The 19,403-nt window shown below is 57.2% G+C and carries 17 protein-coding genes; 8 read left to right on the forward strand and 9 right to left on the reverse strand.

Features of this window, described 5'->3' with window-relative positions:
* The first annotated feature begins 81 nt into the window (after nucleotides 1-81).
* From OJ965_RS11345 to ynaL, 3 genes are all read left to right on the forward strand, one after another.
* Nucleotides 82-1,701, forward strand: a complete 1,620-nt coding sequence (locus OJ965_RS11345; protein WP_265139230.1) for a peptide ABC transporter substrate-binding protein — start codon at nucleotides 82-84, stop codon at nucleotides 1,699-1,701.
* A 118-nt stretch (nucleotides 1,702-1,819) separates the two neighbouring features.
* Nucleotides 1,820-2,803 carry a zinc transporter ZntB gene (gene zntB, locus OJ965_RS11350; protein WP_009090042.1) on the forward strand — a complete coding sequence of 328 codons (984 nt, stop codon included), beginning with the start codon at nucleotides 1,820-1,822 and terminating at the stop codon, nucleotides 2,801-2,803.
* A gap of 116 nt (nucleotides 2,804-2,919) precedes the next feature.
* Entirely contained in the window at nucleotides 2,920-3,246 is a 327-nt protein-coding gene (ynaL, locus tag OJ965_RS21335) for a proline-rich small protein YnaL (RefSeq protein WP_140925444.1), read from the forward strand.
* A gap of 46 nt (nucleotides 3,247-3,292) precedes the next feature.
* Here ynaL and ttcA read toward each other — a convergent pair whose 3' ends face one another.
* The 3 genes from ttcA to OJ965_RS11370 form a co-directional block, all read right to left on the reverse strand.
* Complete coding sequence (ttcA, locus tag OJ965_RS11360; protein ID WP_009090046.1) at nucleotides 3,293-4,228, reverse strand: tRNA 2-thiocytidine(32) synthetase TtcA; 936 nt, start codon at nucleotides 4,226-4,228, stop codon at nucleotides 3,293-3,295.
* Between the two features lie 1,093 nt (nucleotides 4,229-5,321).
* Nucleotides 5,322-5,582 (reverse strand): hypothetical protein, encoded by a 261-nt coding sequence (locus OJ965_RS11365; RefSeq protein WP_009090049.1) that lies wholly within the window; start codon nucleotides 5,580-5,582, stop codon nucleotides 5,322-5,324.
* 230 nt (nucleotides 5,583-5,812) lie between these two features.
* Nucleotides 5,813-6,469 (reverse strand): MgtC/SapB family protein, encoded by a 657-nt coding sequence (locus OJ965_RS11370; RefSeq protein WP_265139231.1) that lies wholly within the window; start codon nucleotides 6,467-6,469, stop codon nucleotides 5,813-5,815.
* Between the two features lie 184 nt (nucleotides 6,470-6,653).
* On the opposite strand from OJ965_RS11370, the gene OJ965_RS11375 reads away from it, so the two are divergent.
* The gene (locus OJ965_RS11375) at nucleotides 6,654-6,929 is read left to right on the forward strand and encodes a putative hemolysin (RefSeq protein WP_009090053.1); all 276 of its coding nucleotides are present in this window, start codon (nucleotides 6,654-6,656) and stop codon (nucleotides 6,927-6,929) included.
* 31 nt (nucleotides 6,930-6,960) lie between these two features.
* Here OJ965_RS11375 and OJ965_RS11380 read toward each other — a convergent pair whose 3' ends face one another.
* Nucleotides 6,961-7,953, reverse strand: a complete 993-nt coding sequence (locus OJ965_RS11380) for a 2-hydroxyacid dehydrogenase (protein WP_265139232.1) — start codon at nucleotides 7,951-7,953, stop codon at nucleotides 6,961-6,963.
* A gap of 146 nt (nucleotides 7,954-8,099) precedes the next feature.
* Between OJ965_RS11380 and OJ965_RS11385 the strand changes: the two genes are divergently transcribed.
* From OJ965_RS11385 to OJ965_RS11395, 3 genes are read left to right on the forward strand one after another with little or no spacing between them, the layout of a single operon-like run.
* Entirely contained in the window at nucleotides 8,100-10,730 is a 2,631-nt protein-coding gene (locus tag OJ965_RS11385) for a YdbH family protein (protein ID WP_276558947.1), read from the forward strand.
* Nucleotides 10,727-10,915, forward strand: a complete 189-nt coding sequence (locus OJ965_RS11390; RefSeq protein ID WP_009090058.1) for a YnbE family lipoprotein — start codon at nucleotides 10,727-10,729, stop codon at nucleotides 10,913-10,915. The genes OJ965_RS11385 and OJ965_RS11390 overlap by 4 nt, the downstream gene beginning before the upstream one ends.
* A gap of 11 nt (nucleotides 10,916-10,926) precedes the next feature.
* A complete protein-coding gene (locus OJ965_RS11395; protein WP_009090060.1) occupies nucleotides 10,927-11,265 on the forward strand; it encodes a YdbL family probable chaperone protein in 339 nt (112 codons plus the stop codon).
* Between the two features lie 63 nt (nucleotides 11,266-11,328).
* On the opposite strand, the gene OJ965_RS11400 is transcribed toward OJ965_RS11395, so the two are convergent.
* Nucleotides 11,329-11,928 carry an FMN-dependent NADH-azoreductase gene (locus OJ965_RS11400; protein WP_009090062.1) on the reverse strand — a complete coding sequence of 200 codons (600 nt, stop codon included), beginning with the start codon at nucleotides 11,926-11,928 and terminating at the stop codon, nucleotides 11,329-11,331.
* Nucleotides 11,929-12,184: 256 nt separating this feature from the next.
* On the opposite strand from OJ965_RS11400, the gene hrpA reads away from it, so the two are divergent.
* Complete coding sequence (gene hrpA, locus OJ965_RS11405; RefSeq protein ID WP_265139234.1) at nucleotides 12,185-16,087, forward strand: ATP-dependent RNA helicase HrpA; 3,903 nt, start codon at nucleotides 12,185-12,187, stop codon at nucleotides 16,085-16,087.
* A 54-nt stretch (nucleotides 16,088-16,141) separates the two neighbouring features.
* Here the strand turns inward: hrpA and OJ965_RS11410 are convergent, their stop codons facing one another.
* From OJ965_RS11410 to OJ965_RS11420, 4 genes are all read right to left on the reverse strand, one after another.
* Nucleotides 16,142-16,951, reverse strand: coding sequence for a trypsin-like serine peptidase (locus tag OJ965_RS11410; RefSeq protein WP_265139235.1), 810 nt, complete (start codon nucleotides 16,949-16,951; stop codon nucleotides 16,142-16,144).
* Nucleotides 16,952-17,064: 113 nt separating this feature from the next.
* Nucleotides 17,065-17,145 (reverse strand): small membrane protein YdgU, encoded by an 81-nt coding sequence (ydgU, locus tag OJ965_RS21365; protein WP_009090068.1) that lies wholly within the window; start codon nucleotides 17,143-17,145, stop codon nucleotides 17,065-17,067.
* 82 nt (nucleotides 17,146-17,227) lie between these two features.
* Nucleotides 17,228-17,755 (reverse strand): acid resistance repetitive basic protein Asr, encoded by a 528-nt coding sequence (asr, locus tag OJ965_RS11415; protein ID WP_265139236.1) that lies wholly within the window; start codon nucleotides 17,753-17,755, stop codon nucleotides 17,228-17,230.
* 156 nt (nucleotides 17,756-17,911) lie between these two features.
* Nucleotides 17,912-19,399 carry a carboxypeptidase M32 gene (locus tag OJ965_RS11420; protein WP_058957861.1) on the reverse strand — a complete coding sequence of 496 codons (1,488 nt, stop codon included), beginning with the start codon at nucleotides 19,397-19,399 and terminating at the stop codon, nucleotides 17,912-17,914.
* Nucleotides 19,400-19,403: the final 4 nt, after the last annotated feature.

Raw genomic sequence — 19,403 nt, forward strand, 5'->3', positions numbered from 1 at the left:
AGCGATTTGCGTTAAAGTGCCCTGCACAAGCTGCATCGCGATCGGCGTCGTGCAGCGCTTCTTTGAGGTAAAGGAGTGATTATGGTTAAAACCTTTCGCATGACGCTGGCCGCCATCAGTCTGAGCAGCCTCTTCACACCCGCCCTCGCGGCGAATCCACCCGCTGGCGCGCAGCTGGCTGAGCAGCAGCAGATCGTGCGTCATATCAAGGATGAACCCGCTTCGCTCGATCCGCTTAAAGCGGTCGGCCTGCCAGAGATTCAGGTCATTCGCGATCTCTTTGAAGGCCTCACCAATCAGGATGCGCACGGCAAAATCGTACCGGGCGTGGCCCAGAGCTGGAGCAGCAGCGACAACAAAACCTGGATCTTTACGCTGCGCAACAACGCACGCTGGTCGAATGGCGAGCCGGTCACCGCGCAGGATTTTGTTTACAGCTGGCAGCGCCTTGTCGACCCTGAAAACAGTTCACCGTCGGCCTCGTTCGCCGCCTTAAGCGGTATTGAGAATGCGGCGGCGATCGCCAAAGGTCAGATGACACCGGATAAGCTGGGCGTGGTGGCACAGGATAACAGCCGCCTGAAGGTCACGCTGGATCGTCCGGTGCCGTGGTTCCCGGCGCTGGTGGCTAACGTGGCGCTCTTTCCGGTGCCGCAGAAGACCCTGGCGCAGCAGGGCGACAGCTGGACCGCGCCTGGTAAACTGGTCGGCAACGGGGCCTATCAGCTCAGCGAGCGCGTGGTAAATGAGAAAATTGTCCTGACGCGCAATCCGCACTACTGGGATGATGCCCATTCGGTTTTGACCCGGGTGACGTTTGTTCCGATCAATGAAGAGTCGAGTGCCACCAAACGTTATCGCGCCAACGACATCGATATCACCGAATCTTTTCCTAAAGAGATGTATGGTCTGCTGAAGAAAAATCTGCCGGGTGAGGTCTACACGCCTGACCAGCTGGGCACCTATTACTATGCGTTTAATACGCAGAAAGGCCCGACGGCTGACGCGCGGGTGCGCAAAGCGCTCTCCTGGTCTATTGATCGCCGGATTATTGCGGAAAAAGTGCTGGGAACCGGTGAAAAACCGGCATGGCACTTTACCCCGGATGTCACCGCTGGCTTCAGGCCGCTGCCTTCTTTCCTGCAGCAACATGACCAGAACAATCTCAACGCGCAGGCAAAAGCACTGCTCACCTCAGCGGGCTATGGCCCGGCTAAACCGCTCAGGCTTAAGCTGCTTTATAACACCTCGGAGAGCCATCAGAAGATTGCTATCGCGGTGGCGTCCATGTGGAAAAAGAACCTTGGCGTGGATGTCTCGCTGGAAAATCAGGAGTGGAAAACCTACATCGACAGCCGTAACAGCGGCAATTTCGATGTGATCCGGGCATCCTGGGTCGGCGATTACAATGAGCCGTCCACTTTCCTGAATCTGCTGACTTCCGGCAATAGCAGCAACATTCCCCGCTTCAGCAACGCGGATTACGATGCCGTGCTGGCCAAAGCGAGTCGCGAGACCAGTGACGAGGCGCGCAGCAGCGATTACAACCGCGCGGAACAGATTCTGGCGGATCAGGCACCCATCGCCCCGATCTATCAGTACACCAATGGCCGCCTGATTAAACCCTGGGTCAAAGGGTATCCCATCACCAACCCCGAAGATGTCGCCTATAGCCGCGAGCTCTGGATCGAGAAACATTAAGCCTCCGGTGGCTGTTCATCCGGCCACCGGCTGACATCTTTCTACACAGCCCGGAGATTGCAACTCATCGCCGCCACGCTAGACTGTATCGTATTGATTTTGATAGTGAGGGGACGGTGTGGACGTAATTGAAGGAAAAGCATTGCAGGTTTCAGACGCCATCATTTCCTGCCAGCTTGATGGCAAGGGCGGCATGATCCCGATCGCGGAAGATGAGGTGATTCAGTGCGAGCAGCCCTGCTGGCTGCATCTGAACTACACCCATCGTAAAAGCGCAGAGTGGCTGCAGTCGACGCCTCAAATTCCTGATGCCGTCCGTGATGCCCTGGCGGGTGACAGTATGCGTCCGCGCGTCAGCCGTCTGGGTGATGGCTTCATGATTGTGCTGCGCAGCGTTAACCATAACAGCGATGCGCGCCGAGACCAGCTGGTCGTGATGCGGGTCTTTATCAACGACAAGCTGATTGTTTCGACCCGCCGGCGCAAAGTCTCTGCCGTGGATGAAGTACTGACCGACCTGCAGAACGGCAACGGCCCGATCGATTGCGGCAGCTGGCTGGTCGATGTCTGTGATGCCCTGACCGATCACACCAGCGAATTTATCGAAGAGTTGCATGACAAAATCATTGAGCTGGAGGATGCGCTACTGGATCAGCGGATGCCCGCGCGGGGTGAGCTGGGTCTGCTGCGCAAACAGCTGATTGTGATGCGGCGCTATATGGCCCCGCAGCGCGATGTCTATGCCCGGCTGGCGAGCGAAAAACTGGCCTGGATGGATGACAACGAGCGGCGTCGGATGCAGGAGATTGCCGACAGGCTGGGACGCGGGCTGGATGACCTGGATGCTGGCGTGGCGCGAACCGCCATTCTGGCCGACGAGGTAGCCTCTGCCATGGCCGAATCGATGAACCGGCGCACCTATACCATGTCAGTTATGGCGATGATCTTCCTGCCGGCCACCTTCCTGACCGGTCTGTTCGGCGTAAACCTCGGCGGCATTCCGGGCGGAGAATGGCGATACGGCTTTTCCATTTTCTGCCTGCTGCTGGTGGTTCTGGCTGTCGGCGTCGCCGGTTATCTGCGTAAACGGCACTGGCTGTAGCGCGACGGGGAGGGGGCATCTCAGCCCAGACGCTGAAATTCGAGGAAAGGCGGCAAAAGCTGATCGATATCAAGAACCCGATGTCGCCGTTGACGCAAACTCTCTCCCGCAGGTGAATGCAACGTCAAGCGATGGGCGTTGCGCTCCATATTGTCTTACTTCCTGATTTAGAATTAATGCATAGCACATTTAATTCGAAACATGCCGGCCAGTGCGCCGGCTTTTTTTTGCCTGGCTGGCTGGAACGCCGTTCCTTACCTAAGCTTAAAGTCCATTCGCAAGAAAAGGAGTACGGCATGAGCGCGATTTATAACAGCGAGCCGATCCCCACGGATCCGACCCCGATTCCTGACCCGATCCCCCATCCGCAACCTCAGCCCGATCCGCCGACGGATCCGGAGTTTCCGCCGATAATGGATCCACCGCCACACCGCAACATATAAAAAAAGGGCGTGCTGCCAGCAGCACGCCCTTCTGTTTTTCCGGCACTTACTTAATCTGAAGCACATCCAGACGTGCGCCTGTGACAGGGGCATCTTCATCATCGAGCCGCCAGCCTGCCGGCTGCAACGGCAGCGTTTCGCGGTCAAAGGCGATATCGCCCCCGTCCACCACCGCATCGCCATGTTTGATGCCTTTGAAGTCGAACAGATTGACATCGGCGAGGTGCGACGGCACGACATTCTGCATTGCACTGAACATTGTTTCGATACGGCCCGGGTAGCGCTTATCCCAGTCACGCAGCATATCGGCTACCACCTGACGCTGCAGGTTTGGCTGAGAACCGCAGAGATTGCAGGGGATAATCGGGAACTGACGCGCTTCCGAGAAGCGGATGATATCTTTTTCACGGCAGTAGGCCAGCGGGCGGATCACAATCTGCTTGCCATCGTCGCTCATCAGCTTCGGTGGCATGCCTTTCATTTTCCCGCCATAGAACATGTTGAGGAACAGCGTCTGCAGAATGTCATCGCGGTGGTGGCCCAGCGCAATTTTCGTGCAGCCCAGCTCCGTGGCAACGCGGTACAGAATGCCACGGCGCAGGCGTGAGCAGAGAGAGCAGGTGGTTTTCCCTTCCGGAATCTTCTCTTTGACGATGGAGTAGGTATCTTCTTCGATAATCCGGTACTCCACCCCCTGAGACTCCAGATAGGCCGGGAGGATATGCTCAGGGAAGCCAGGCTGCTTCTGGTCCAGGTTAACGGCAATCAGGCTGAAACTGACCGGGGCGCTTTTTTGCAGACTGCGCAGAATTTCCAGCATGGTATAGCTGTCTTTTCCGCCCGACAGGCAGACCATGATGCGGTCACCTTCTTCGATCATATTGAAATCTGCAATGGCTTCGCCGACATGACGGCGCAGGCGTTTCTGCAGTTTATTGAGGTTGTACTGTTCTTTCTTGTCAACCGTTTGATTATCTTGCATTTTTACCTATCTCTAAAACCAGAAAGCGTAGCCTGAGGGCAAATCAACGTGCGCATTCAGCCAGCCACTTCTCTGCGGTGTCACGAATATGCAGCGTATGGTACGGATTGTTGCCGCGAATGCCAGTGCCGGAGTGAAGTAATCCGCGGATTAAGACGCCAGAGTTCACCTTCCGCACGTTGCGTAAAGGCAAACGGGGAGAGAAAAGGATATTGCAGCATTGCGCAGTGGCGCATACGGCGGAGAAAAGTCAGCGTTACCTCCTCAGCTGGCGGGGACCTCTTTCCACTGACAGTCGATTTCATCACTGTGCGAGGAGCAGGAGGGGGATGAAGCCTGGTCAGTCGCGGTTCGCGCGCTATCGTTCTTTGTCGCGCAGCCTGCGATCATAAAAATGAAGGAGAGGATTAACAGATATTTCATTGACGCCACCGGTTCAGCAAATTAACCAGCATGAGCAGGTAAAGATCAATCAGACATAAACAGGCACTATTATATCGGGAGTGAAATTTGACCCATATCAAATTTAAATATTTTGCTTTTTAAATCGGGCGTTCTGCGTGAGTCAGGCTGGGACAGATTAAACGGAGTGATTTGAAAGTCGCACGCGGTTTAATCTGTGTTGAGCGGAAAAGATTATAATCAGCTTCATCGACAGGCTGGATTAATGGCCTGAATCGAACGCTCTGTTACTTTCAGTCTGCACTTTGTTATCTGGAAAAAGAGATAATAAACAATCAGTTGTTTATTGCTTAAGAACGTCTTTACCGTATAGAAAAGCATAACGCCGGGCTGGGTTTTATCCAACGTAAAATCAAAAGACAGACATCCGGGGCGTCGTTTCGCACATTTCGGCAATACAGCGGAACAAAGGAACCGTTTAATATCCCGATGTGCAATCAGGTTAAAAAAGGAGTGGTGATTAACCGCGATGAGAAAGCCGGATAACGATCACAAAATAAAAAAGTCTGGTGTGAAATTTTTCATGACGCTGCTGCTTTTTTTAATCTGTTATGTCGCCGTAATGTATGGTGGCGTTCTGCTGCTGCTGAACCGGCATGGCTTACTCCATTTTCTGCTGCACTGAATTTAATTAGCCGCAGGCTTTAAAGATCCAGCGATAGGCATGGTGTAAAAAATGCCTGAGTACGCCAAGAATGTTTTCAGCGCCTTCCTCAGCCAGACATTGTCCGGTTTCAAGCGCATTATTCACCGAGTTGCGATGGTCCAGAATCATGATAATCGCCACCGCAGCCGCGATCAGAATAACCGTCAGCAGGCTTAGCCCGCGCCAGTTGCTTTTACGTGCGGTCGCGGACAGGGCATTGTCTGCAGGGTCAGAGTCAGGGCGCATTGGTCTCCGGCTGTCATCATTTCGCTGATAAATAATACCGGATTATGTCATTAATTTCTGACCGGCTCCATGTGTCAGGTCAGGGGATGGCCATTCTGAAGGGTGACAGTGGATCAGGCTGTTAACAATGTCGGCAGCAGGCAAGGGGAGCGCCATCGTCTGCGCCGACATTTTCAGGGGGGTTGAACCCACCGGGCTGGCGCACCAGCCCGGTGAGACAGGACAGATGCTCACATCATCTCCAGCGACTGCACCCCTTTAATCTCCATCACCTTATCGTAAAGATGCGCGTCATTTGACCTGCGCGACAGCGTAACCTGTACGCTGAGTTCACACAGTCCGCTTTCTTGATCGCGATTAATCACCGTCACGTTGCCGTAGCGGATGCCTTCCCGCTGCATCACCAGCAGCACCAGCGGTACACTCTTCGGCTTCAGGAAAACCAGCAGGGTATGGTGTTTACCGATTAAAACGTGGCTCAGACGGCGGAACACTTCCAGCACGACCAGCGCCAGTACGGTGCCATAGATGCCGATCTCATACATGCCGCTGCCGATGACCAGGCCAATCGCTGCAGTTACCCATAAACCCGCCGCCGTGGTTAAGCCTTTCACCACCTGCTTCTGGATCATGATGGTACCCGCGCCAAGGAAGCCCATGCCGCTGACCACCTGCGCCGCAATACGGCTGGGGTCCAGCGCGACATGGTTGCTGTTCAGCATATCGGCAAAGCCATATTTCGACACCAGCATGAACATCGCACTGCCGATCCCGACCAGGATGTGGGTGCGAAGTCCGGCTTCTTTGGCCCGCATCTGCCGCTCCAGGCCGATGAGGCCGCCAAGAATACCGGCCAGCGCAATGCGAATTAACATATCCATTAACATGGCTTTACTCCGAAATAAGGGGGGCCGGAAAAGGGTGACAGTTCAGTGTTACCAGGTAAACAAGATAATTCTGCTTGCAAAACACGCCGCAGAAATTTGTAAAAAGCTGTTTCACCTCTCGACCCCTTGTGCTGCCTGACATATGCTGAGCCAGCCTATTATCCCAATTCCCGGAGTCCGACTGATGAAAGCAGCCACCTTTTTGCTGGCCGGTGCCGCGTTATTCCTCTCTGCCTGCAGCAGCCACAGTGATGATAACGAGCCACCGCAACAAGCCACCGCCGCCCATGTTCAGCCCCGCGTGGTGATGTCTTCTCTGGCAGAAAGCACCTGTGAAAATGCAGGCGGAACCCTGGCTTTTTCGCATCAGCTGGATGGATCCCGGGTGGGGATGTGTCAGTTAGTGAACGGGCGTCGTTGTGATGAGCAGGCGCTGATCGGCGGGCACTGCGCGCGCTGATAGACAGGCCGGATTGCTCCGGCCCGCACCCTCAGACAGAGAGTCGGTTCGGGCAGTTTTCACCGCGATCGAGCTGACTGAGATTGCTTAACGTGGTTTCAGAAATGGCGGTCAGGGCTTCGGCGGTTAAAAACGCCTGATGGCCGGTGAAGAGCACGTTATGGCACGCCGACAGACGGCGGAAGACATCGTCCTGAATCACATCATTCGACTTATCTTCAAAGAACAGGTCGCGTTCGTTCTCATAAACATCCATGCCGAGCGCGCCAATCTTCTGCTGCTTCAGCGCATCAATCGCCGCCTGTGAATCGATCAGGCCACCGCGGCTGGTATTGATAATCATGACGCCGTCACGCATCTGGCTGAACGCCTCGGCGTTGAGCAGATGGTGATTTTCCGGCGTCAGCGGGCAGTGCAGCGTAATGACGTGCGACTCTGCAAACAGCGTCTTCAGATCGACATACTCCGCGCCAAGTTCCAGCGCCTGCTCGCTCGGCCAGGGATCAAACGCCAGCAGCCGCATGCCAAAGCCTTTCAGGATGCGCATGGTCGCAATGCCGATTTTACCGGTGCCTATCACGCCCGCCGTTTTGTTATGCATGTTAAAGCCGGTCAGGCCGTCGAGTGAAAAGTTCGCGTCACGGGTGCGCTGATAGGCGCGATGAATACGGCGGTTCAGCGTCATCATCAGGCCGATAGCATGCTCCGCGACCGCTTCCGGCGAATAGGCGGGCACACGCACCACCTCCAGGCTCAGCTCTTTTGCAGCGTCCAGATCGACATTATTAAAACCGGCACAGCGCAGCGCGATATACTTCACACCCAGCGCGGCCAGCTCTTCCAGCACCGGTCGGCTGCCATCATCATTGACAAAGATGCAGACCGCATCGCAATCCACTGCCGTTTTTGCGGTGCTTTCAGTGAGTAAAAAGTCGAAGAACACCAGTTCAAAGCCGAACTGCTGATTGACCTGCTCAAGGTATTTCTGATCGTAATGCTTGGTGCTGTAAACCGCGATCTTCATCGTTGTGCTCCTGCAGAGGTGATAGACCAAGGATAACGTTTTCTGACGGACTTTGCTGAAACCGCTGAAATGCGTCCGGGGCAGACCTTCACCTCGCGCAATTTACATGCCATCATCATGGTCAGGAAAGGGTGAGGAAAAGGATAATGGCTTTTATGCCACGGAGAGTCCGGCGGCGACTGGCGGCTATTCTGGCGCTGATTCTGCTGCTGCTCGGCCTGATGTTAACAGTGACACAGTGGCTGCCCCGGCTGGTCGGGATCTGGCTGCCGCAGGAGACCCGCATTGAGCTGTCTGGCGCACCCCGCTGGCGGGAGGGAGGCCTGTGGTTGCCAGAAATTCGTTATCTGGCGGGCGACTGTACGCTGGCAACGGTAGAAGCCGTCTCGCTGGGCTGGCATCAGTCGCGCTGGAAACTTAACGCGGCCGCGCTGACGCTGGACAGCGCCTGCCTGCAAAAACTGCCGACGGCCGACGACAATCCCGGTTCGCCCAGAACGCTGGCCGAATGGCAGGCAATGCTGCCGGGTGCCGATGTCCATCTGGATAAGCTGACGGTGGCCCCGTGGCAGACCTACGCGGGTGCACTGGATCTCACGCTGGAAAAAGATCGCCAGCGTCTGACTTATCGGGGTGACAATCTGCAGCTGGCGGCAACGCTGACCGGTCAGCAACTGGCAGTCGACCATCTGACGCTGACCCATCCGGCACTCTCTGAACCCATCACCCTCAAGGGTCATCTTGAACTTCCCACCTTTGCCAGTGACCTGCCGGTAAATGGCGAGGTGGCCGGACAACTGGCGCTGGCTGCGCTGCCGCATCCGCTTCAGCTCAGCCTCAGCTGGCAGCAGCAGCAGGGCGTAGTTGTCGCAACGACGGCGGAACAGGATCGCCCGCTTCTGCGTCTGCCCTGGCAGATCAGTCGCGACCAGATTCAGATTGAGAAGGGGGAATATTACTGGCCGTTCACCGCCCAGCCGCTCTCCGGCTTTGTTAATCTGACGCTGGAGAACTGGCAGTCGGGGCTTGAACAGAGCCAGATCAGCGGACGCCTCAATCTGCTGACCCGCGGGCGCGGCGGCAAGGGCAACGTTGTACTGGGTCTCGGCCCCGGCCACCTCAGCCTGACAGAGAGCCATCTGCCGTTTCAGCTGACCGGCGAAAGTAAGCTGGCGGATCTGCAACTCTACGGCTCCATTCCGGGCGTGCTCAGCGGGTCACTCCTCGATCCTCAGCTGCAACTCCAGCCTAAATCGCTGCTGCGCCTGCGGGGCCGCCTGCTCTCCACGCTGGAGGTGGACGAGGCGCGCTGGCCGCTGGCGGGCGTGCGCCTCTCATCGCAGGGGATTGATGGCCGTCTGCAGGCGATTCTTAACGCGCACGATGCCAGTTTTGGCCGTTTCCGGCTGCATCTCGATGGGCGTGCCAGCGACTTCTGGCCTGATAAGGGCGAATGGAACTGGCGCTACTGGGGCGGAGGCGAGATGCTGCCGCTTCAGGCACGCTGGGATGTCAAAGGCACGGGCGGCTGGCACAATACGCTGATCCATCTGGATACGCTCTCCACCGGTTTTAATCAGCTGGCCTACGGCAGTGTCAACGTCGCCAGTCCGCGTCTGACATTAACTAAACCGGTTAACTGGCAGCGCGATGCGGCCCACCCGGCGTTTAATGGCCACTTCCGGCTGCAGGCGGGCGAGACCCGTTTCAGCTATGGCGGCAGGCTGGCTGATTCTACGCTCGATTTCGAGGCGAAAGGCCGAGACCCCGGCGACTTTATCTGGCGGGGCAGCCTGAATGCCGGCAGGATTGGCCCGCTGCGGGTCAATGGTCGCTGGGATGGCGAACGGCTGCGCGGTCAGGCCTGGTGGCCGTCACAGTCGCTCCGGGTATTTCAGCCGTTAATCAGCCCGGACATGAAAATGCAGATTCAGGATGGTCAGCTGCAGGCGCAGTTCGCCTTTTCCGCTGCCCCCGAGCAGGGTTTTCAGGCTGGTGGACACTGGTCGGTGAAGCAGGGCAGCGTCTGGACGCCGGACAGCCAGATCAATGGTATCGACTTCTCACTGCCCTTTCGCTTCAGGGCCGGGCAGTGGCAGTTTGGTCAGCATGGCCCGGTTTCCCTGCGCATTGCCGAGGTAAAAAACCAGTTTGCGATGCAGAATATCCGTGCCGATCTGCAGGGCAGCTGGCCGTGGAGCGAAGCCGCGCCGCTGAGGTTGCAGGATGTCAGTCTGGAACTCCTCGGCGGGCAGATTACGCTGCCCGCATTGCAGATGCCACAGCATGAGCCTGCGCGGGTAACGCTGCGTCAAATCAGCCTCAGCGAGCTGGTGACCGCACTGAAGCCTAAGCAGTTCGCCATGTCGGGACGGGTTAACGGTGAACTGCCGCTGTGGCTCAATAATCCGCGCTGGCTGGTCGAGAAAGGGTGGATAGCCAACAGCGGCCCTCTGACTTTCCGGCTGGACAACGATATGGCGGATGCCATTACCCGTAATAACGTCGCCACTGGCGCGGCGCTGGACTGGCTACGCTATATGGAGATCTCCCGCAGCTGGGCGACGATTAATCTGGATAACCTCGGCGACCTGAGCATGACGGCAGAGGTGCAGGGCGTCAGCCGGTTCAGCAACCGTCGTCAGACGGTGAATCTTAACTACCATCATCAGGAAAATCTGTTTCAGCTCTGGCGCAGCCTGCGCTTTGGCGATAATTTGCAATCCTGGCTGGAACAACACGCGACTTTGCCATCGAACAAGGACACTTCACCATGAGCCTGAGGGCACTACTGGTTCTGGCAGCCGGACTGCTGAGCATCGGCTGCGTGCCGCGCATTGAGGTTACGGCACCCAAAGATCCCATCACCATCAATATGAACGTAAAAATTGAGCATGAGATCCACATCAAGGTGGATAAAGACGTGGAAGCGTTACTGAAAAACCAGAGCGGTCTGTTCTGAGGAGAGCACGTATGAGACGCAAAAGCGCGGCGCTGCTACTCGCGCTGATGATGATGCAGCCCGCCTGGGCGCTGACGCTGGATCAGGCCCGGCAGTCGGGGCTGGTGGGCGAAACGCTCTCCGGCTACCTCGCGGCGCGCGCCGGAGACAGCGAAACCCAGGCACTGGTGCAGCGCATCAACGCCGGACGGCATCAGCAATATCAGCGGCTGGCAGAACAGAACAATCTCTCCACGGCGGATATCGCCAGCATTGCCGGGCAGAAACTGGTGAGCCGGGCGGCGGTGGGGGAATATGTGCGGGGCATTAACGGTCAGTGGCTGAGAAAAGAGGCTCCGGGCACGCCCTAAGCCGCAAAAAAACCGGGCGCGTGGCCCGGTTGAGTGTGCGTCTCATCCTGAGATGAGCACCTTTTAAGCGGTGACGATCTGTTTGATCGCGTCTTTCGCTTCAGCGGTCGCTTTGCTGGCCACTTCAGGACCGTAGGCGATACCTTCAGCAAACACGAACTCAACGTCAGTGATGCCGATGAAGCCCAGGAACAGCTTAACGTATGGCGTCAGCAGATCGGTCGGGGTGTCTTTGTGAATCCCGCCACGGCTGGTGATCACAACCGCTTTTTTCCCTTTAACCAGACCTTCCGGGCCTGCTTCGGTGTAGCGGAACGTCACGCCTGCACGGGCAATCAGATCGAAATAGTTTTTCAGCTGGGTCGGGATGTTGAAATTGTACATCGGTGCCGCAATAACCACTTCGTCATGGGCCTGCAGTTCTTCAATCAGCGCGTTGGAGAGATCCAGCGCTTCCTGCTGACGCGGAGACAGCGGCGTGTCAGAAGGACGCATAGCACCGACCAGTTCACCATCCAGAACCGGAATCGGGTTCGCCGCCAGATCACGAACGGTCACGTCTTTACCCTGGGCTTTTGCCTGTTCAACGTAGAAGTCAGCAAGCTGGCCTGATTGTGAGTAGCCTGCGAGGATGCTTGATTTCAGAACTAAAACTTTGCTCATGGTGATTTCCTGTCTGTAACGCGGAAGGGTTTCCGCTCAATGGTTTACACTCTACGGTTATCAATGGCGCGGTGAAAGCGCAATATTTCGAGAGCTATGTTCGAATTTATTGAATAAGCGTAACCGGGGCGCATCCCCGGAACAGTTCAGAATGTGCTATTATGCGCGCAATTATTTTCACTGAATCAGCTGGTTATCCCGGCGTCCAGGGCGCTGTTTCTGCAGCGACACTGTCTGAGTAAGGTACGTCACTATTATGTCATCTCCCGATACGTCTCCACTGACCGCGCTCCGGGCCCGGCTCGACGGCTTAATGCTTCGCGATCGCCAGCGGCTGCAGCGCCGTCTGCAGGGGGCGAGAAAAGTCAAAAGCCCCGAGGCACAACAGGGCATAGCCCGCGAGCTGGAGCAGGACGTTTTCGCCGCTGAACAGCGTGTCGCCCAGCGGCGCGCGGCGACGCCAGCCATCACCTTCCCGGACAATCTGCCTGTCAGCCAGAAACAGCAGGATATCGCTGAGGCGATTCGCGATTACCAGGTCGTGATTGTGGCCGGGGAAACCGGCTCCGGTAAAACCACGCAGCTGCCGAAAATCTGTCTGGCGCTGGGGCGTGGCGTGACCGGATTGATTGGTCACACCCAGCCCCGTCGCCTGGCGGCACGCACCGTGGCCAATCGCATCGCCGATGAGCTGAACACCTCGCCCGGCGGCTGTGTCGGCTATAAAGTGCGCTTTAATGACCAGGTCAGCGAGCTGACCCAGGTCAAGCTGATGACCGATGGGATCCTGCTGGCGGAGATCCAGCAGGATCGCCTGCTGATGCAATATGACACCATCATCATCGACGAAGCGCACGAGCGCAGCCTGAATATCGACTTCCTGCTCGGTTATCTGCGTGAGCTGCTGCCGCGGCGTCCCGATCTCAAGGTGATCATCACCTCTGCGACCATCGACCCGCAGCGTTTCTCGCGGCATTTCAACGATGCGCCGGTTATCGAAGTCTCCGGCCGCACCTTCCCGGTGGAAGTGCGCTACCGGCCGGTGGTTGAAGAGGCGGAGGATGGCGACCGCGACCAGCTGCAGGCGATCTTTGATGCCGTCGATGAACTCGGACAGGAGAGCCGGGGCGATATTCTGATCTTCATGAGCGGCGAGCGCGAAATCCGCGATACCGCCGACGCGCTGAATAAACGCGACCTGCCGCACACTGAAGTGCTGCCGCTGTATGCACGACTGTCGAACGCCGAACAGAACCGGGTGTTTCAGTCGCACAGCGGCCGCCGCATCGTGCTGGCCACCAACGTGGCGGAAACCTCGCTGACGGTGCCCGGCATCAAATATGTGATTGACCCCGGCACCGCGCGTATCAGCCGCTACAGCTTCCGCACCAAAGTGCAGCGTCTGCCGATTGAGCCGATTTCTCAGGCCTCGGCCAATCAGCGTAAAGGACGATGCGGACGTGTTTCCGACGGTATCTGTATCCGCCTCTACTCGGAAGAGGATTTCCTGAGTCGTCCGGCCTTTACTGACCCCGAAATTCTGCGCACCAACCTGGCGTCGGTGATCCTGCAGATGACCTCGCTGGGGCTGGGCGATATCGCGGCGTTCCCCTTTGTGGAAGCGCCCGATAAGCGCAATATTCAGGATGGTATCCGCCTGCTGGAAGAGCTGGGTGCGCTGACGCTGAATGAAGAGACGGGTCACTACACGCTCACCGGCTCCGGGCGACAGCTGGCGCAGTTGCCGGTCGATCCGCGCCTGGCGCGAATGGTGCTGGAGGCGCAGCGGCTGGGCTGTGTGCGCGAAGTGATGATCATCACTGCGGGCCTGTCGATTCAGGACCCGCGCGAGCGTCCGGCAGAGAAGAAGCAGGCCTCTGATGAAAAACACCGGCGCTTTGCTGACAAAGATTCCGACTTCCTGGCCTATGTCAATCTGTGGAACTATCTGGCGGAGCAGCAGAAAGCCCTGTCCGGCAACCTGTTCCGACGCCAGTGCAAAAGCGACTTTCTCAACTATCTGCGCGTGCGGGAGTGGCAGGATATCTATACTCAGCTGCGGCAGGTGGTGCGCGAACTGGGTATTCCGGTCAACAGCGAACCGGCTCCGTTACAGCAGGTTCACTGTACGCTGTTGAGCGGTCTGCTGTCGCACATCGGGCAGAAAGATGCCGACAAGCAGGAGTACACCGGCGCGCGCAATACCCGCTTCGCCATCTTCCCCGGCTCCGGACTGTTTAAGAAGCCGCCGAAGTGGACCATGGTGGCAGAGCTGGTCGAAACCAGCCGCCTCTGGGGGCGGACGGCGGGACGCATTGAGCCGGAGTGGATTGAACCGCTGGCGCAGCATCTGACGAAGCGCAGCTACAGCGAACCGCACTGGGAGAAATCGCAGGGGGCGGTGATGGCAACCGAGAAGGTCACGCTCTATGGCCTGCCGATTGTTGCCGCGCGCAAGGTCAACTACGGCAGCATCGATCCCACCCTGAGCCGCGAACTCTTTATCCGTCACGCCCTGGTTGAGGGCGACTGGCAGACGCGTCACGCTTTCTTCCGCGCCAACCAGAAACTGCGCAGCGAAGTGGAAGATCTGGAGCATAAATCCCGTCGCCGCGACATTCTGGTCGATGACGAAACGCTGTTTGCTTTTTATGACCAGCGCATCGGCAAAGAGGTGGTCTCGGCCAGGCATTTTGACAGCTGGTGGAAACGGGCCAGCCGCGATAACGCCGATCTGCTCAACTTCGACAGGCAGATGCTGATCAAAGAGGGCGCGGACAAGGTCAGTCAGCTCGACTATCCCAACTTCTGGCATCAGGGCAACCTGAAACTGAAGCTGAGTTACCAGTTCGAGCCAGGCGCAGATGCCGATGGTGTGACGGTCCATATTCCGCTGCCGTTGCTGAATCAGGTTGAGGATAGCGGCTTTGAATGGCAGATCCCCGGCGTGCGCCGTGAGTTGATTATTGCGCTGATTAAGTCGCTGCCGAAACCCCTGCGCCGCCATCTGGTACCTGCTCCTAACTACGCCGAGGCGTTTCTGGGAAGGGTGACGGCGATGGAGATGCCGCTGGCAGATGCGCTGGCGCGCGAGTTTCGCCGCATGACCGGCGTTACGCTGGAGCGGGAGAACTGGCAGTGGGAACAGGTGCCCGATCATCTGAAAATGACCTTCCGGGTAGTCGACGAGCACAATCGTAAACTGCTGGAAGGCAAGGACCTCACCGCGCTCAAGGCCCGGCTGAAGGACAAGGTGCAGGAGACGCTGTCGAAAGTGGCCGATGACGGGCTGGAACAGAGCGGGCTGCATCTCTGGAGCTTTGGCGAACTGCCTCGCAGCTATGAACAGAAGCGCGGCAGTTACCAGGTGAAAGCCTGGCCTGCGCTGGTAGATGAAAAAGAGAGCGTTGCTATCCGCCTGTTTGACAGCGAACAGGAGCAGCAAAAAATGATGTGGCGCGGCCAGCGTCGTCTGCTGCTGCTGAATGTGCCGTCGCCGGTGAAGTATCTGCACGAGAAGTTACCGAACAAGGCCAAACTCGGACTCTACTTTAACCCCTATGGCAAAGTGCTGGAGCTGATCGACGACTGCATCGCCTGCGGCATCGATAAACTGATGGGGGAAGCGGGCGGCCCTGCCTGGGATCAGGCCTCGTTTGAGCAGCTGCGTGACAAAGTCCGCGGTGAGCTTAATGAGACCGTGGTGACGATAGCTAAGCAGGTAGAGCAGATTCTGACGGCGGTCTTTAACATCAATAAACGGCTGAAAGGCCGGGTGGATATGACCATGGCGCTGGCGCTGTCCGATATCAAAGCGCAGTTAAACGGGCTGGTCTATCGGGGCTTTGTCACCGGCAACGGCTGGCAGCGACTGGCCGACACGCTGCGTTATCTGCAGGGCATTGAGCGGCGACTGGAGAAACTGCCTGCCGATCCGCACAGCGATCGGGCACGGATGCTGAAAGTTCAGGCGGTGGAACAGGCGTACCAGGCGTGGCGCAACAAGCTGCCGCCGCAGCGTCAGGATGATGAAGAGGTGCTCAGCATTCGCTGGATGATTGAAGAGCTGCGCATCAGCTACTTTGCTCAGCAGCTGGGTACGCCTTATCCGATCTCGGATAAGCGTATTCTGCAGATGATGGAGCAGATAGCGGGCTGAAAGCCGGGTGCGCACGGAGCGTGCGCACCCGACAGCCGCTCAGGCTACACGCAATTACTGCGCGAGGGACTCCAGCTTATCTTTAAATGAGGTGACCGCAATCGCGCGGTTGTCCGCCAGATAGCGATCCTTTGCCGCGGGCGCGGAGCTCTGCACCGCAATCAGCTGCCAGCCTTTGTCGCTGTTGAGCAGCAGCGGTGAACCGCTGTCGCCAGGCAGGGTGTCGCACTGATGTGACAGCACGGCGCGCTGTGCCCAGCCGGTAATCAGACAGTTGCTGTGGGAATAGAGGTTATCCAGGTGATCGGCCGGATAGCCCGCCTGCGTCACTTTACGACCGGTCAGCTTCAGGGCGGCCGTCAGGTCGCTGCGCGAGCCCTCAAACAGCGGGATAGGGGTAATGGCCGACGGTGGATTGCGTAATATCACAATGCCATAGTCATACGGGGCCGCACTGCTTGGGACGATCCAGCCTTCGCCATCCGCCTTTAACTTGGAGGCCAGCGAGGGCTCAACCCGTGCATCAATGTCATGCAGCTCATAGCGCCAGCCTTTGTCGCTGGCCATAAAACGCAGCGCAACCGGCTTATCAAAGTTACCCGGCGGGGCGAGCAGACAGTGTCCGGCCGTCAGCGCCAGATGGGGAGAGATGAGCGTGGCTGTACAGAGGTTACCGCTTTCTGTTTCGAGCTGACCAATCGCATCCCAGGGAGCAGCGGTGATATCCGTGATTGCCTGGCGATGATCCTTGCCGAAGAACAGCATCTTAATTTCAGCCGGTGTCGGCGAATCATCGTCATCATCGGCATGAACCGTCGTGGCAAAGCTGAAAAGTCCAACCATTAACAAGGTAGCCAGGCGCATAGAAATCTCAATGGCGAGAAAATAGACGTTATTGTTATCACGTAAGAACGGTAACTATAGTCGGTGAGCGTTAAAAAAGGGAGTTTTATCGGTTAATCAGTACGCTACAGCAGTTAAATAAAGAAGCTGGCAGCAACGATGCCACACAGGATCATCACAAGCAGAATAATTTCGAAGCGATAGCGACGCACCATTTCATCCACTCCAGTAAAGAAACACCCGGCAGAACCGGGTGTTTTTAAGCATTATCGCGTGGCTGTGCGCCTGTGGGCGATCTTATTTAGCCGCTGATTTAACAACTTTCTTGTGGTGAACTTTCTTAGCTGCCTGCGCTTTCTGAGCAGGTTTTACTGCTTTCTTGTGGTGAACTTTCTTAGCAGCCTGCGCTTTCTGAGCAGGTTTTACCGCTTTCTTGTGATGAACTTTTTTCGCAGCCTGGGCTTTCTGTGCAGCGGGCTGAGTGGCTTTTTTGTGGTGAACTTTTTTAGCTGCCTGCGCTTTCTGGGCAGCAGGTTTTACCGCTTTCTTGTGGTGAACTTTTTTAGCTGCCTGCGCTTTCTGAGCAGCATCTTTTTTCACCACTTTTTTGTGGTGAGTCTTTTTAGCAGCCTGCGCTTTCTGTGCTGCTTTATGGTGTTTCTTGTGTGCAGTTTTGTGAACGGTTTTAGCCGGTGCAGCTGCGGTGGTTGTGGTGGTCGCTGTTGCGGCTGGCGCAGCGGCTGGCGCAGCTGTGGTTTCAGCAGCGAAAGCAACAGAAGACATACCCATAGCAGCGGCGACAACCAGTGCAAATAATTTTTTCATTGCAAATCCCTCGGACTCTTTTTTCATGTGTAGCCCACTGCGGGGCCGGTGAAGAGACTATAGGGAAATCAACAAAGCCTGTCCGTGGGTGTTTGGTATCGGCGTGTAACCGATTGTACAAAGGGGGAAAGGGCGGCGTGATGGCCGCCCGGAGGGTCAGTTCTTCAGATAACGCTGTTCAAGATGCTGGCGGAAATAAGCCGGGTTCAGCGCTTCGCCTGTCGCATTGATCAGCAGCTGGTCGGTGGAGAAGCGGCTGCCGTGCTGCCAGATGTTCTGTTGCAGCCAGTCGAATACCGGTTGCAGTTCGCCGTGCTGAATCAGTTCGCTGAGCTGAGGAATGGCGGTCTGGACGGAGCGGAACAGCTGCGCGGCGTACATCGCGCCCAGCGTGTAGGTGGGGAAGTAGCCAAACGCGCCATCGGTCCAGTGAATATCCTGCATACAGCCATCGCGATAGTTGCCGCGGGTATCCAGACCCAGCGACTGCATCATCTTCTCATCCCACAGCGCCGGAATATCCTCAACCTCTATCTCCCCTTCAATCAGCGCCTGTTCGATTTCGTAGCGCAGAATGACATGAGCCGGGTAGCTCAGCTCATCGGCGTCCACCCGGATCAGGCCCGGCTTCACCTGCTGGGTCAGACGGATGAAATTATCCGCCTGCAGGGCAGGCTGATCGCCAAAGGTGGCGATGATGGTCGGCAGAATGCGCTGCAAAAATTCGCGGCTGCGACCGAGCTGCATCTCCATGAACAGGCTTTGTGACTCGTGGATGGCGGTGGAACGCGCCAGCGCCACCGGCTGCCCCCGCCACTGCTGCGGCAGATTCTGCTCATAGCGGGCGTGGCCGGTTTCATGGATCACTCCCATCATGGCGCTGAGAAACTCAGCCTCATTGTAACGGGTGGTAATGCGTACATCTTCCGGCACGCCGCCGCAGAAAGGATGCGCGCTGATGTCCAGGCGACCATGATTGAAGTCGAAGCCCAGCGTTTCCATGATGCTCAGCCCGAGCTGGCGCTGCGCAGGCACGGCGAACGGCCCCTGCGGCGTGACGATCGGCTGCTGTGCCTGCTTCTCCACGACCTGCTGTAACAGATCGGGCAGCCAGCTTTTCAGTTCGCCAAACGTCGCATCCAGCCTGGCGCGGGTCATGCCCGGTTCATAGAGATCGAGCAGGGCATCGTATCGCGAGCAGCCGCTGGCATCGGCGCGTCGCTGCGCCTCTTCTCGGCTCAGGCGCACCACCTCTTTCAGGTTGGTGGCGAAGCCCTGCCAGTCGTTAGCCGGGCGCTGAGTGCGCCACGCATGTTCACACACCGAACCGGCAATCGATTTGGCTTCCACGAAGTCGTCAGGCAGCAGGCTGGCCTGCTGGTAAGCACGCTGCATCTCATGAAGATTGGCCCGCTCAACATCGTTCAGCGACGCCTGCTCTGCGGCCTTCAGCCACTCTCCGACCTGGGGAGCCGTCAGGATCTGATGCTGCAGAACGCTCATCTCGGCCAGGGCTTCACCCCGCGCCTGACTGCCGCCTGGCGGCATGGTGGTCTGCATATCACAGCCGGCGATGGCCGTGACATGGCTGAAACGGGAGAGGCGCTGGAAGGTCGCGCTAAGGTGTTGATACGCTGAGGTCACGTGA

The sequence above is a fragment of the Pantoea anthophila genome (genome assembly GCF_026104315.1).
GTDB lineage: Bacteria > Pseudomonadota > Gammaproteobacteria > Enterobacterales > Enterobacteriaceae > Pantoea > Pantoea anthophila.

Excerpts from the sequence above, each read along its gene's own strand:
- OJ965_RS11345 (WP_265139230.1), top strand. The coding sequence starts at position 82 with ATGGTTAAAACCTTTCGCATGACGCTGGCCGCCATCAGTCTGAGCAGC.
- ynaL (WP_140925444.1), top strand. The coding sequence starts at position 2,920 with ATGCAACGTCAAGCGATGGGCGTTGCGCTCCATATTGTCTTACTTCCT.
- ttcA (WP_009090046.1), bottom strand. The coding sequence starts at position 4,228 with ATGCAAGATAATCAAACGGTTGACAAGAAAGAACAGTACAACCTCAAT.
- OJ965_RS11365 (WP_009090049.1), bottom strand. The coding sequence starts at position 5,582 with ATGCGCCCTGACTCTGACCCTGCAGACAATGCCCTGTCCGCGACCGCA.
- OJ965_RS11370 (WP_265139231.1), bottom strand. The coding sequence starts at position 6,469 with ATGTTAATGGATATGTTAATTCGCATTGCGCTGGCCGGTATTCTTGGC.
- OJ965_RS11375 (WP_009090053.1), top strand. The coding sequence starts at position 6,654 with ATGAAAGCAGCCACCTTTTTGCTGGCCGGTGCCGCGTTATTCCTCTCT.
- OJ965_RS11380 (WP_265139232.1), bottom strand. The coding sequence starts at position 7,953 with ATGAAGATCGCGGTTTACAGCACCAAGCATTACGATCAGAAATACCTT.
- OJ965_RS11385 (WP_276558947.1), top strand. The coding sequence starts at position 8,100 with ATGGCTTTTATGCCACGGAGAGTCCGGCGGCGACTGGCGGCTATTCTG.
- OJ965_RS11390 (WP_009090058.1), top strand. The coding sequence starts at position 10,727 with ATGAGCCTGAGGGCACTACTGGTTCTGGCAGCCGGACTGCTGAGCATC.
- OJ965_RS11395 (WP_009090060.1), top strand. The coding sequence starts at position 10,927 with ATGAGACGCAAAAGCGCGGCGCTGCTACTCGCGCTGATGATGATGCAG.
- OJ965_RS11400 (WP_009090062.1), bottom strand. The coding sequence starts at position 11,928 with ATGAGCAAAGTTTTAGTTCTGAAATCAAGCATCCTCGCAGGCTACTCA.
- hrpA (WP_265139234.1), top strand. The coding sequence starts at position 12,185 with ATGTCATCTCCCGATACGTCTCCACTGACCGCGCTCCGGGCCCGGCTC.
- OJ965_RS11410 (WP_265139235.1), bottom strand. The coding sequence starts at position 16,951 with ATGCGCCTGGCTACCTTGTTAATGGTTGGACTTTTCAGCTTTGCCACG.
- ydgU (WP_009090068.1), bottom strand. The coding sequence starts at position 17,145 with ATGGTGCGTCGCTATCGCTTCGAAATTATTCTGCTTGTGATGATCCTG.
- asr (WP_265139236.1), bottom strand. The coding sequence starts at position 17,755 with ATGAAAAAATTATTTGCACTGGTTGTCGCCGCTGCTATGGGTATGTCT.